The sequence below is a fragment of the Kitasatospora paranensis genome (genome assembly GCF_039544005.1).
GTDB classification, from domain to species: domain Bacteria; phylum Actinomycetota; class Actinomycetes; order Streptomycetales; family Streptomycetaceae; genus Kitasatospora; species Kitasatospora paranensis.
Genome location: NZ_BAABKV010000001.1, coordinates 7,344,983 through 7,357,666 on the forward strand (window position 1 = coordinate 7,344,983; position 12,684 = coordinate 7,357,666).

The window sequence follows — 12,684 nt, forward strand, 5'->3', positions numbered from 1 at the left end:
CCTCAGACCCGGACGAGGCTGCAGAACCACTGCATGCCCCCGGACAGGCCGGCCAGCGCCACGAGGTCGCCGGGCGCCAGTTCGTCCCGCTCGTCGTAGACGCTCAGGCAGATCAGCTGGTCGGCGCAGCCGACGTGGCTCAGCTCGGCGGCGAGCGCCGCGTTCGTCCGCTCCAGGGGGATCCCGGTCGCCTTGGCGACACCGGCCAGCGAATGCTGGTTGTCGTTCAGGTAGATGAGGCGCCGGATCTCCGACGTCGACACGCCGGCCCGCTTGCAGGCGCGTTCGATGACGGCGGCCACCTGGTGGTCGACGTCCTTGACGAACTGGCCGAGCTGCTCGGGCTCGCGGCGGAAGTGCTGGTGGACGAGGGCCAGCTGGTCCACGTCGAGGTTCGCGCCGGCCGGCGCCGCGCTGCCGCCGTACTCGACCCGGAAGAAGTCCACGTAGCGCGGGTCGACGATCTGATCGGTCGCCAGCCACTGCAGCCGGCCGTGCCCGCGCTCGACGACCGCGGCCGCCGCGCCGTCGCTGCCCAGGCACGTGTTGTTGCGCATCCGGTTGATGTGCGCCTCGCTGACCCGGTGCACCGCGACCAGCAGGACGCGCTGGATGTCGTCCCGGACGGCCATCAGCCCGGCGATCTGCTGGAGCGCGGTCACCGCGGACGCACAGCCCTGCGTGGCGAGCAGGGTCGGCGTCGCACCCAGGCCGAGCTCGCGGGCGACCGCGGCGGAGGCGTCCCAGTTGAGGTACTCCGGCACACCGCTGTCCGCGACCACCAGGTAGTCGATGTCCGACGCCGAGAGGCCGGCGGCATCGAGCGCCCGACGGGCGGCGTCCGCCGCCATGCGGGTCTGGCCGACGCCCGGAGCGGCCCGGTGGTAGGTGCGGTACCCCCAGCGGATCACCCGCTCGGGGTCGTCGACGTAGGAGCCGGCGGTCCCGGCGACATCGTGCGGTTCGCCCAGCACGTGGGCGAGGGAGGCGATTCCGAGCGTCACGGGCGGGGTCATGCCGTAACCTCCTTGGCTTTGAGGGTCTGACGGGCCGCCAGCACGAGGAGAACCGTCGTCTGCGTCCCGGCGTTGGTGATCATGGCGATCCATGCCCCCATCAGGCCCAGCGGCGTGAGGGCGAGCAGGGGTGCCAGGCAGAGCTGCAGGGCCGCACCGGTCGTGGTCGAGGTGGCCAGCGCCTTGCCGTGCCCGCCGCCCAGGAAGATGCCGCTCAGGGTGACGTTGCAGAGCAGCAGGGTGATGTAGACCGCGAGCCACGGGATCTGCCCGTGGGCCGCGGAGCGGATCGCCGCGTCGCTGGTGACCGCGTCCACCGCGAGGCCGCCGAGCGTCAGGACCGCCAGCCCGCCGAGGAGGGACCAGGCGATGCCGAGCCGCACCGACGACGAACGGCTCGCCGCGAGCAGGTCGTCGTCGGTGGCGCCCTTGGCCTGGGCCGCGATGATGGTCGCGGCCTGCCGCATCGCGTACGCGGCCATGGTGAGGAACAGCAGCGTGCGCGTGACGGTCCCGTACGCGGCCACCTCGTCCGTCCCGAAGCGGGCCACCACGCCGACGATCAGCATCCCGGCGGACATCCGCACCAGGAAGTCCACGCCGAGCGGCAGGCCGGCCTGCAGGATCTCGCGGACCGGGCCCGGCCCGGGGCCGCCGGCGCGTCCGGAGCGGCGTTCATCTCGCGCAGCAGCGCGGACTTGCGGTAGAGCCGCCAGGTCACCGCCAGCGTGACGGCCCGCGACCCGACCAGCGCCAGCGCGGAGCCGGTGACGCCGAGTCGCGGGGCGCCCAGCCATCCGTAGATGAGGACGGGGTCGGCGACGACCAGGATCAGGTTCGACAGGACGGCCATCCGCATCGGCGTGCGCGTGTCCCCGTTGGCCTTGAACGTGCTGTCCACGAGGTACTGGCCGTAGAACACCGCGATGCCCGGCACCGCGACCGTGAGGTAGTCGACCGACAGCCGGACGGCGGACGCCTCGCCCGAGCCGAGGATCAGCCGCGCCAGCGGCTCACGTAGCGCGAAGAGCACCACGCAGATCACGGCGGTGATGGCGAGGGTGAGGCGGAACGCGGCGCGCAGCAGCGGTCGCAGGCTCCCGTACTCGCTCGCGCCGACGGCCCGGGACAGCAGGATCGTCGTGCCGCCGCTGACGGCCAGGATGACGCTCATGAGCACGTTCTCGAGCGTGCCGGCCATGGTCACGGTGGCCAGCGCGGCACCCCGAGCCGCGCGATCCAGACGACCGAGATGATGCCGGCGATGACCCCGGACATGAGCTCGATGTACACCGGCCAGGCGACGGGCAGCAGGCGCGCCGGGTCCAGCCACGCCGTCACCGACCGGCGCTTCGTCGGCGGTGTGGAGAGCACAGGTGGAGCTGTCATCGCGACGCACGTTCCTTCGCTGATCGGAACCGTTGAGGGTGAAGGCCGCCGGGATCCCGTCGGCGCCGGTGACCAGCAACTCGGTCATCAGGTCCGCCGCGACCGGCGCCAGCAGGACGCCGTGCCGGTAGTGCCCGGTACAGACGTAGGCATCGGAGCGGCCCGGGACGCGCCCCATGATGGGCAGGTGGTCGGGGGTGTCGGGCCGCAGGCCCACCCGGGTCTCCGTCACCTCGTGGCCGGCCAGCGCCGGCACCAGCGCGACCGCCTTGCGCAGCAGCGCCTCGGTGGCCTGCGCCGAGGGCTGCACGTCGAAGCCCGTGTGGTCCAGGGTGGCGGCGACGATCGTCTCGTGGCCGTCCCGGCCGGCCAGGTAGACGGGCTGCCCCTGCGCCACACCGCGGATGCCGTGCCGCAGCCCGGGGCCGCCGGACGGATCCCGCAGCAGCACGACCTGGCCCCGCACCGGTGTGACCGGCCACTCGTCCAGCGAGGGCGACCACGCGCCGGCGGCGACCACCACCGAGCCCGCCGAGACCTCGTCGAGCGACCGGACCCGGCGGTCGACGTAGCGGACCCCGAGCGCCTGCCCGGCCGCGCGCAGCGCCTCCCGGACGCGCTGCGCGTCGACGTGGTGGTCCTCGGTGGCGAAGCCGCCGCCGCTGGCCTCGGCCGACAGCAGCGGCTCCCGGGCCCGCAGTTCGTCGGCGTCCAGGGGCGTGCACGGGACGTCGAAGCCCTCCCGGAAGCCGTACATGGCGGCGAGCCGTGCGCGGTCCTCGGCGGCGTGGGCGACCAGGAGCAGGCCGTCGGTCGCGTACCCGACGTCGATCCCGCTCGCGCCGGCGAGCTCCGCGGCGAACGCGGGCCAGCTGCGGCGGGCCTCGTGGGCGAACTCCAGCAGAGCCGGATCGGGGAAGTCCGCCTCGCTCACCGGCGCCAGCATGCCGGGCGCGACGGCGGAGGCCGTCCCCGGAAGCTCGTCGTGGTGGACCTCCACGGCGAGCCCGCGCTGGGCGCAGCGCCACGCCAGGGCGAGGCCGATGACTCCGCCGCCGATCACGGCGACGTCCGGACGCCGTGTCATCGCGCCCGCCCGGCAGGCTCCGGCTCACGCAGCGTCAGGCCGCGGCCCAGGCCGGTGAGGACGTCCCGCAGTGCGCCGGCGAGGTCGAACCAGGCCTCCCGGTCGAGCGCCTGGTCGCCGTCGCACAGCGCCGACGACGGGTCGGGGTGGATGTCGACGAGCAGCCCGTCGGCCCCGACCGCCGCGGCGGCCAGCGCGAGCGGCTTGACCAGGTGGCGGTGGCCGACCCCGTGGCTGGGGTCGACGATGACGGGCAGATGGCTGATGTGCTTGACCACCGCGACGGCGCTCAGGTCCAGGGTGAACCGGGTCGCCGGCTCGAAGGTGCGGATCCCGCGCTCGCACAGCACGACGTCGGGGTTCCCGGCGGCGAGCACGTACTCGGCGGCCTGCAGCCACTCGCCCACCGTGCAGCCGAACCCGCGCTTGAGCACGACCGGCCGGCCGGACTGGCCGACGGCCTTGAGCAGGCTGAAGTTCTGGGCGTTGCGGGTGCCGATCTGGAGCACGTCGGCGTGTTCGGCGACCAGGTCGACCGTCGCCGGGTCGACGACCTCGGTCACGACCGGCAGGCCGGACTCCGCCCTGACCTCGGCCATGATCCGCAGGCCTTCGTCGCCCAGCCCCTGGAAGCTGTAGGGCGAGCTCCGCGGCTTGTAGGCGCCGCCGCGCAGCGCGACCGCGCCGCCGGCCTTCGCCAACTCCGCGGAGGCGGACATCTGCTGGCGGCTCTCGACCGCGCACGGTCCGGCGATCAGCGCGAAGTCGACACCGCCGACCGTCGCCGATCCGCCGAGGTCGACGATGGATCCGAGCGGCGCGGCCTTCCGGTCGGTCAGCGGCGCGTCCGAGTGGTCGGCCACCGTCCGCTGCACCAGCCCGGACTCCTGCAGCAGCTCGGCCAGCGCGAGCTGATCGCCCGGCACGTGCACCAGCAGCTGGTCACCGACCCGGCACATGGTCGTGCCGTGCGGGGTCGGCACGCGGGCGTGGATCCGCTCGCGCACCGTGTTCTCGTCGACAGCCCTGCAGACAAGCAGCACCGAAGCTCCTTCTGGACGTGGGACGCCCGATGTGTGGACGGACAAGGTCAGTGCAGGAACCGGCCGCCGTCGACGACCAGGGTCTGGCCGGTGACGGCGGTGGCCGTGGCGATCGAGAACACCGCGTCGGCGACCTCGTCCGGCGTCACCACCCGCCGCAGCGCGGTGGTGGCCAGGAGGCCGGCGAGAACGTCGTCGGGGAGCGAGTCCGTCATCGCCGACGCGACCGGCCCGGGGGCGACGCAGTTGACCCGGATGCCCCGCTCGCCGAGCTCGCGGGCGGCCGATCTGGTCAGGCCCACCACGGCCGCCTTGCCGGCGGCGTAGTGCGGGCCGAACGCGCCGCCGGTGAACGCGGCCACGCTCGACAGGTTCACGACCGCGCCGGCCGCCGCGGCCAACGGCCCGAGCAGCTCCCGCGTCACCGCGAACGGCACCTCGACGTTCAGCTGCATGGACTCCCGCCATGCCGCGGTGCTCAGCTCGGCGTACGGTGTCGGCCGCGCCCCGCCGATGCAGTTGACCAGCACGTCCACGCTGTCCCAGGGCAGGGCCGCGGCGAGCTCGGCGGGGCCGTCGTCGCGGGTCAGATCCACCTGCACGGGCGAGACGGACGGGTGGGCGAGGGCCGGCGGCCGGGTGTGGAACTGGGCGAGGACCTCCGCCCCGGAGGCCACCGCGCGGGCCACGACGGCGGTACCCAGGTCTCCGGACGCTCCGGTGACGACCACGTGCTTCATGCGAGGGGCTCCTTGTCCGAGAGCAACGCCTTCGGTTCCATCAGGAAGGCGGTCAGGCTGCCGTCGTGCGGCAGCTCCGGCCCGCTCGTCCAGGGCGCCGCCCCGCCGACGACGACCCGCCGGATCTGCGGCTCCGCGAGGGCGGCCAGGGGAGTTGCTCGTCGTCGCTGAAGACCGACAGGGCGAGCGTCCGGCCGAACGGCTCCAGACCGTCGGCCGCCGACCACGGCGTGACGACGACGAAGGGGAACGGCAGCTCGGTGCCGACGGACGGATGCCCCGGGTCGGTCGTGCTGAGCACGACCGGGCGCGCGGCGCACGAGCCGTCCGGCAGCGGAACCGGGCCGTCGGCGGCCGAGTGCCGCCGGAACCCGGCCTGCTCCAGCTCGGCGACGGTACGGCGCAGCTGCGCGGCCTGCTCCGCGGAGAACGACGGCAGCACCGCGTCGGGGTGGTCCGCCGGCAGGGTCGGCAGGGCGTCCAGGCGGGCCGCCAGGACGTCGGCCACCTCCGCCGGATCCCCGCTGGTGCGGATCACCGACGTGTTGGCGCACCGGACACCCGCGTCCCCGGCGACCGAGCGGGCCAGCGCGTCGACGATGTCCGGCGACAGGTGCTGGTCCAGCAGTACGGTGCTCCGGCCGGGCCCCCGGGTCAGCACGCGGGGGTGGTCGGCCCATCGGTTCACGGCGGCCGGGCCGCCGTACACCATGCCGAGGTCGGACGCGTCGAGGAGCCGCTCACCGAGCTGGTGGTCACCGGGTACGACGGCCAGGCAGTGCGGCGGCAGCCCGGCGGCCAGCAGGGCGGCCGCGAGGCGGAACGGTGTGAACGGGTCACGGGTACCCGGCCGCACGATCACGCCGTACCCGAGCGACAGCGCCCGGGCCCACGTCAGATGCGGGTCGACGTGGTTGGACGGGGTGACGATCCCCAAGGTCCGTCCGCGCGGCACCCAGCGGACGCCGGGCGCCGGCGCCGGCAGCTGCCGGGCGTTGCTCTCCTCCAGCTGGGCCAGCCCGTTCCGGACGCTGTGCAGACCGTCGCCGACGACCCGGTACGGCAGACCCGTCGCGGCCACCACCCGGCGGCGGTACTCGTCGGCCGACTCGCCGGCCAGCTCGGCCTCGGCGAACAGCGTGCCGGCCCGGCCGAACACCTCCGACGGCACGGCCGCGCCGCGCACCCGCCGCAGCGCCAGCTGCAGCAGGAGCGTCGGAGCCACTCCGACGCGGGCCACCGGCACGCCGTCGACACCGCGCAGGTCGACCGTCTCGTCGCAGACGACCGTCTCGCCGCCGACCAGCGGCTGCAGAATCGAAGTGCTCATCTAGTACACGCCCTCGATCACCTGCGCGCCGGATGCCGGGCGGAAGGGCTGGACGTCGGCGAGGTCGTCGCCGTCCCTCGGCAGGCCCGAGGCGATCCGGACGGCGGTGTCGCGCTCCATCACGTTGGGCAGGAACAGGTCCTTCGTCAGCAGGTGGACGAGGACGCGGCCGCGCTCGCCGGGCGCCACCCGCTCCCCGGTGTCCGGGTCCACCACCTCGACGACCGACCGGGGCTGGAAGGTCCGGAACACGCACGGGTGCGTGTCACCGGGCTCGGGCGAGCGCTGCGGCGCGATGCCCATGAGGCTGTTGCCGTAGATCCCGCGGACCTCGGCCTGCGGGAAGAACTCGGTCTTGAGCAGCCGCAGCGAGGTGCTGCTGATGCTGGTGCCGCTCCAGATGATGCCGGTGACGCGGTCGGCCAGCCGGCGGTAGAGCTTCTCGCGGGCGCACAGCGCCTCCAGCACGGGCGGCGTGACGAACAGGACCCGGATGTCCTGCGACTCGACGATGGTCTCGACCTGGTCGAGGACGTGCTGGACGTACTCGTCGGCCAGCGGCCGCCGGTCGGTCCGGATCAGCAGCTTCACCCACCGCGGGTCGAAGTCCACCGTGAAGAACTTGGCCCGGCGCAGCTGCGCCAGCCGGCGCACGGAGCGGCCGACGATGTGCGGCCCGGTGGGCCCGATGTGCAGCCAGTGGCCGCCGTCGCCGAACGCGGGCAGCACGGTCTCGACCCAGTCCACGCCCTCCTGACGGGAGCGGTGTTCGACGACGCGCTTGGGCGCGCCGAGCGTGCCGCCCGACTCGTACACCTCGAACGGGCTGTCCGCCGAGCCGGCCGGCACCAGGAGGTCGACCGGGACGGTGCGCAGTTCGTCGCTCACGTCGGGGAACTTCCGCAGGTCGGCGAAGTCCTCGACGTCGCGGAGCGGGTCGAAGCCGAGGCTGTCCCTGCGCTTCAGCCAGAACGGTGACCCGGTCTCAGGGCTGAAGTGCCACTGCAGGATCTCCTGGAGATGACAGGTCGTGGGGGAGTCGTCGTAGCCGCTCACGCCATCACCCGCTCGGCTGCCTTCAGCGCATTCGCGACCATGTCGAGGCCCTTCTCGGTGAACAGGGATTCCGGATGGAACTGCACGCCTTCGATCGGCAGGTCGCGGTGGCGCACTCCCATGACCTCGCCGCTCTCGGTCCAGGCCGTCACGACGAGCTCGTCCGGCAGGGACGCCGGGTCGACGGTCAACGAGTGGTACCGCGTCACCTCCAGCGGGCTCGGCAGCCCCTCGAAGGCACCGGTGCCCCGGTGGAACACGGGGCTGAGCTTGCCGTGCATCGGCACGGCCGCCCGGACCACGCGCGCGCCGAACGCCTCCGCGATGCACTGGTGCCCGAGGCAGACGCCCAGGATGGGCACCTGGTGGCCGCGGTCGCGGATGAGGTCCAGCGAGATGCCCGCGTCCTGCGGCCCGCCCGGGCCGGGGGAGATGAGGATCAGGCTCGGGTTCAGCCGGGTGACCTCGTCGACGGTCAGGGTGTTGTTCCGGACGACCCGGCATTCGTGCCCGAGCTGACCGGCGTACTGCGCGAGGTTGTAGACGAAGGAGTCGTAGTTGTCGATGATGATGATCACGTGTGGACCCCCGGTCCGAGACTGACGGCGGCGGCGCGGGCGGCGGCCCGGAGCTTGGCCACGCACTCGTCGCGTTCGGCGACGGGATCGGAGTCGTGGACGATCCCGCTGCCGGCCTGCAGGTGCAGCTCGCCGTCGTGCATGACGAGCGCGCGAATGGTCAGGTAGAGATCGGCGTGGCCGACGCCGAACGATCCGACCGCACCCGAGTAGAGGCCGCGGCCGACCGGCTCGAGTTCGTCGATGATCTCGATCGCCCGCACCTTCGGGGCCCCGGTCATGGTGCCGGCGGGGAAGCTCGCGCGAAGGAGGTCGTCGGTGCGGCAGTCGGGGCGGAGCTGTCCGCGGACATCCGATGTCAGATGCATGACATGGGAATACCGTTCGACCTCCATCAGGCGCGGCACCCGGACGGTGTTCGGCAGGCAGACCCGTCCGAGGTCGTTGCGCGCGAGGTCGACGAGCATCCGGTGCTCGGCCAGCTCCTTCTCCGACGAGACGAGGTCCCGCTCGGCCGCGCGGTCCGCGGCCGGGTCGGCGCCCCGCGGACGGGTGCCGGCCAGTGGTCGGATCAGGACATCGCGGTCGGCGAGCGTGACGCACGGCTCGGGCGACGCGCCGACCACCTCGAACTCGCCGCTGCGGTACCAGAAGTGGTACGGCGAGCGGTTGAACTCGGCCAGCCGTCGGTACACCGTCAGGCCGTCCGCCTCGCCGGGCGCCGAATACCGGATCGACAGCACGACCTGGAAGATGTCGCCGGCCAGGATGTACTCCTTCGCCCGGCGCACGGCCTCCAGGTACTCGTCCGCCCGGTGCCCGAAGGCTCCGGCGCCGACCCGTGCCGACACCTCCGGGAAGGCCGCGGCCTGCCGGAGCAGCCGCTCGACGCGCTCGCCGGCGTCCCGGGCCGCCGACGCCGAGGCGCCCCGGCCGACCACCGTGGTCCCCGTCCCGTCGAAGCGGACCAGCACCTCGGGCAGGAACAGGTCGTAGGTCGGCAGGCCCGTCGACTGCAGCGACAGCCGTTCGAAGCCGGTGACCGCGTCGTACCCGATGCAGCCGTACCAGCTGACCTCGTCGAGCGCCGCGCCGGGCGCGAACTCGAGGCCGGCCAGGAAGTCGACCGCCGCCGTGACCGGTCCGGGCGCCGACAGGTCGTGCTCCGGCCCCGACCGGCGGGCGACGGCCAGCTCGCCGACCGCGAGCAGCACGACCGGCTCCGGGTCCGCGGCCCGGCAGCTGAGCATGATCCGCTCCGAGCCGCGCAGCGCGGCCGCGGCGACGACCGCGTCGACGTCCGGTCCGCGCAGCTCGTACCGGTGCACGACGTCGCCGGCGCTCAACCCGCTGCGCAGGAAGGCGGACGACTCCAGGGTGGCGGCCATGTCAGCGGACCGCCGCGGGAACGGCCTCGTCGGAGTACTCCACCGCCACCACGCGGGCCGGTGCGGCCTCCACGCCGGACACCTTGATCGGCAGGGCGAACAACTGCACCACCGGCTGCGTCAGCTCGTGCAGGTTGGTCACGTACTCCAGGATCGGGATGCCGGCTCCCAGAAGTGCGTGGTGCACCGGCGACTCGGCATCGCCGGGACGCTCGGTCAGGCAGTCGAACCCGACGAGGACGGCTCCGTTGTCGATCGCCCACTGCGCGGCCGACGGCGTCATGTACGGCGGGCGGTCCCAGTAGTCCGCGGCACCCCAGTTGCGGTGCAGGTAGTCGGTCCGGATCAGGAGGCGGTCCCCGGGCGTCCACCGGTCGCCCACCGCCTTGTCCAGGTCCTCGGCCGTCACCGGCTCCAGGTCGCCCTTGTGCGACAGGTCCGCCACACAGGCCCGGCCGATCAGGGTTTCGAGCGGAACGTCCTCGATGCCCTCCGTCCCCGGGTAGAAGTGCAGCTTGTACTCCACGTGCGTGCCGTTGTGCGGGAAGATGTGCAGCGTGGAGAAGGTGCGGTTGGTGCCGTACGGATCCGTCTGCGGCGTCATCGCCCGGTCGAACGTGAACTGGGGGAACCAGTCCGCCGGATAGGACGGCATCCCCTCGTAAAATCCGTGGGTAAGGTCGACAATGCGCATTGGTCAGCCGTTCTGCCGAGTGTGATCGACGTCGTAGAAGCCGGTCCCGTCGAGATATCTGATCGTGTTCAGATCCCGTTGCAGGACACCATCGGACTCGTGGTGGAGCGTGACGGTGAGCGGGTAGGTCAGGTCGTTCACAGTGGGCTGGATGGCACTGCCCGGTGCGACGAGGGTCCGCAGCCCGCGGAAGCTCGGCAGGGCCTCGATCCGGTCGATCCCCCGGTAGGAGACGAGCGTCCCGCTGTACGGCGATGCCAGCGCCGACCAGGCGAAGTGGTGCTTGAGCCGGTACGGCGCACCGCAGCGCGCATCGAAGCGCTCCGGCCGGACGTAGCTGTCGACCGTCCAGTCGAGCTGTGACTCGCCGATCGCCTCGGCCGCGTAGTACGGCAGTTCGCCGCCCGAGATGCGCGCGCCGATCTCGACGAGGCAGGGACCGTCCGGAGTCATCTTGATCTCCAGGTGGGACGGACCGTACTGGATGCCGAGCGCGTCCAGGACGGCGAACGCGTACGCGGTCAGCGCGTCGAGACCGGGTGCGTCCGGCTCCAGCAGGACGCTCTCCACCAGCAGGTCGGTGATGCCGTTCACGGTCAGCCGGCCGGATCCCCAGCTGTCGGTGACGTGGTGCTGCCCGGCCCGGCTCACCGTGTTGACGATGTACTCCGCGCCCTGCAGGTACTCCTGCGCCACCGCGCCGTCGTTCGGCAGCGAGAAGATGTTCTCCCGCCCCATGATCGCCGCAAGTGCCGCCGCGGACTCGTCGGGTGTGTCGCAGAAGGTGACGCCGTCGCCGGCGGCACTGCGCAGCGGCTTGACCACGATCCGGCCGCCGATCTCCCGGTGCCAGGAGCGCAGTTCGGCCTCGCCGGTCACGTGCGCCTGGCGCGGCGCCCGCAGTCCGACGGCCGCCACCCGCTCGATCATCCGGAACTTGTCCCGCCTGGTGGCGCTCAGCTTGGTGCCGTTGGTGTCCAGACCCATCAACTCGCTGATTTCGTCGGCCAGTTCGACGCCGAGCTCGCTGCCGGTGAGGACGGCCACCGGCTGGTAGGCGGACAGCTGCCGGAGGGTCTCCTCGATGTCGCCCCGATGCACCACGTTCGCGACGTAGCCGTCGAGATCCAACGGACCGCGGTACACCGTCGGGATCTCCGCCGTGCTCTGCAGGCGGACGCAGCGGTACCCCGCCTCCAGGAACGCGGGCGGCAGCCCGCGGGCCGGCGCGTACGGATCGACCAGTACGACATGCTTCATGCGACGTCTCCCACCGGCTCGGCGCTGATCCGGAAGTCAGCGGCGGCGACTTGGATGGCTTCCTCGACCGTCCGGCTCGTGGCCCCCGGAACCGGAACCGGCCGCCCACGTGCTCGTAGTAGGCGTCGGCCGGCGGCAGCACGTCGCCGCGGTCCAACAGCGCCTCGGCGTACAGGCCGGGCACCCGCCCGCTCAGCGGGGTGACCTCGGTGATGCGGCAGGGCCGCCGCGCCGGCGACGGCACCAGCAGCCAGCCGGCGACCTCGTCGTTCTTCAGCACCGGCGTGTCCAGGGGTTGGCCCAACTGCAGCCTGAGCGCCGCCGCCATCAAGTCGTAGCCGTGGACCTCCCGCCACAGGAAGGGGATCTCACTGCCCCCCACCCGGGCTCCGACCTCCAGGAAGGTGCACTCGGGCCCGCCGGTGCCGGTGGCCGGCCCGACGAACATCTCCAGGTGGAACACCAGCGGGTCGGTGTCGAAGGCGCCGATGAACCGCTCGGCGGCGGCGCCGACCGCCGACACGATCTCCGGGCGGTCCTCCTCGACCGATCCCAGGTAGTCGCCGGTGCGGAAGGCGAGGCAGTCGTTGACGTACCGCGACGCGCGGAAGGCGGCGAGGCGTCCGTCCAGGTACACGCCGTCCACGTGGTAGATCGGGTGCGGGTTGTAGACCTGGGCGAGCATCGGCCGCGCGGTGAAGTCGATCCCGTCCGCGTCGGACGGTCCGTGCAACCGCACGACGCCGTCGCTGGAGCTGCCGATCCGGGGTTTCACGATGACGGGCCAGCCGTGCTTCTCGGCGAAGGCGCGGACCTCGTCGGCGCTGTCGACCGCCATCAGCTCGGGCACCGCGAGGCCGCGGGCGGTGAGGACTTCGGCCATCACGAGCTTGTCGAGGAACCGTAAGGCCTGGTCGGGCCGCGTCCCCTCGCAGTCCCACTCCGCCCGGAGGGTCGCCGCCGTCAGCAGGTCGTCCTCCTTCAGGGCGACGATCCGCTGCGGTGGACCGTGCAGCTCGGCGAGCGCCGAGACCGCCCGTCGGACCGCCACGAGATCATCGGTGCGGTCGACGGTCTCGACGCCGGCGGCCAGGTCGGGGACC

The 12,684-nt window shown here is 72.8% G+C and carries 13 protein-coding genes; 2 read left to right on the forward strand and 11 right to left on the reverse strand.

Features of this window, described 5'->3' with window-relative positions; translation table 11 throughout:
- Positions 1–2: 2 nt before the first annotated feature.
- Genes ABEB13_RS34910 through ABEB13_RS34960 form a run of 11 tightly spaced genes read right to left on the reverse strand, consistent with a single transcriptional unit; the run spans position 3 to position 11,581 of the window.
- Positions 3–1,016, reverse strand: a complete 1,014-nt coding sequence (locus ABEB13_RS34910) for a 3-oxoacyl-ACP synthase III family protein (protein ID WP_345708683.1) — start codon at positions 1,014–1,016, stop codon at positions 3–5.
- Positions 1,013–1,597, reverse strand: a complete 585-nt coding sequence (locus tag ABEB13_RS34915) for an MATE family efflux transporter (protein ID WP_345708684.1) — start codon at positions 1,595–1,597, stop codon at positions 1,013–1,015. Before ABEB13_RS34915 ends, ABEB13_RS34910 begins: the two co-directional genes overlap by 4 nt.
- Entirely contained in the window at positions 1,579–3,492 is a 1,914-nt protein-coding gene (gene thiO, locus ABEB13_RS34920) for a glycine oxidase ThiO (protein ID WP_345708685.1), read from the reverse strand. The genes ABEB13_RS34915 and thiO overlap by 19 nt, the downstream gene beginning before the upstream one ends.
- Complete coding sequence (gene aroF / locus ABEB13_RS34925; protein ID WP_345708686.1) at positions 3,489–4,535, reverse strand: 3-deoxy-7-phosphoheptulonate synthase; 1,047 nt, start codon at positions 4,533–4,535, stop codon at positions 3,489–3,491. The genes thiO and aroF overlap by 4 nt, the downstream gene beginning before the upstream one ends.
- Before the next feature lie 47 nt (positions 4,536–4,582).
- Positions 4,583–5,275, reverse strand: coding sequence for an SDR family NAD(P)-dependent oxidoreductase (locus tag ABEB13_RS34930; RefSeq protein ID WP_345708687.1), 693 nt, complete (start codon positions 5,273–5,275; stop codon positions 4,583–4,585).
- Between the two features lie 52 nt (positions 5,276–5,327).
- The gene (locus ABEB13_RS34935; protein WP_345708688.1) at positions 5,328–6,605 is read right to left on the reverse strand and encodes an aldehyde dehydrogenase family protein; all 1,278 of its coding nucleotides are present in this window, start codon (positions 6,603–6,605) and stop codon (positions 5,328–5,330) included.
- Positions 6,606–7,661 carry a phenylacetate--CoA ligase family protein gene (locus ABEB13_RS34940; protein WP_345708689.1) on the reverse strand — a complete coding sequence of 352 codons (1,056 nt, stop codon included), beginning with the start codon at positions 7,659–7,661 and terminating at the stop codon, positions 6,606–6,608. It abuts the gene before it with no gap.
- Positions 7,658–8,239, reverse strand: a complete 582-nt coding sequence (locus tag ABEB13_RS34945; RefSeq protein WP_345708690.1) for an anthranilate synthase component II — start codon at positions 8,237–8,239, stop codon at positions 7,658–7,660. The genes ABEB13_RS34940 and ABEB13_RS34945 overlap by 4 nt, the downstream gene beginning before the upstream one ends.
- Positions 8,236–9,627, reverse strand: a complete 1,392-nt coding sequence (locus ABEB13_RS34950) for an anthranilate synthase component I family protein (protein WP_345708691.1) — start codon at positions 9,625–9,627, stop codon at positions 8,236–8,238. Before ABEB13_RS34950 ends, ABEB13_RS34945 begins: the two co-directional genes overlap by 4 nt.
- Before the next feature lies 1 nt (position 9,628).
- Entirely contained in the window at positions 9,629–10,321 is a 693-nt protein-coding gene (locus ABEB13_RS34955; RefSeq protein ID WP_345708692.1) for a cyclase family protein, read from the reverse strand.
- Positions 10,322–10,324: 3 nt separating this feature from the next.
- Positions 10,325–11,581, reverse strand: a complete 1,257-nt coding sequence (locus ABEB13_RS34960) for an ATP-grasp domain-containing protein (protein ID WP_345708693.1) — start codon at positions 11,579–11,581, stop codon at positions 10,325–10,327.
- A 200-nt stretch (positions 11,582–11,781) separates the two neighbouring features.
- Here ABEB13_RS34960 and ABEB13_RS34965 point away from each other — a divergent pair, with 200 nt between their 5' ends.
- Positions 11,782–11,919, forward strand: coding sequence for a hypothetical protein (locus tag ABEB13_RS34965; protein ID WP_345708694.1), 138 nt, complete (start codon positions 11,782–11,784; stop codon positions 11,917–11,919).
- 116 nt (positions 11,920–12,035) lie between these two features.
- On the forward strand, positions 12,036–12,488 hold the full coding sequence (locus ABEB13_RS34970) for a hypothetical protein (RefSeq protein WP_345708695.1): 453 nt from the start codon (positions 12,036–12,038) through the stop codon (positions 12,486–12,488).
- The last annotated feature ends 196 nt before the right edge of the window (positions 12,489–12,684 follow it).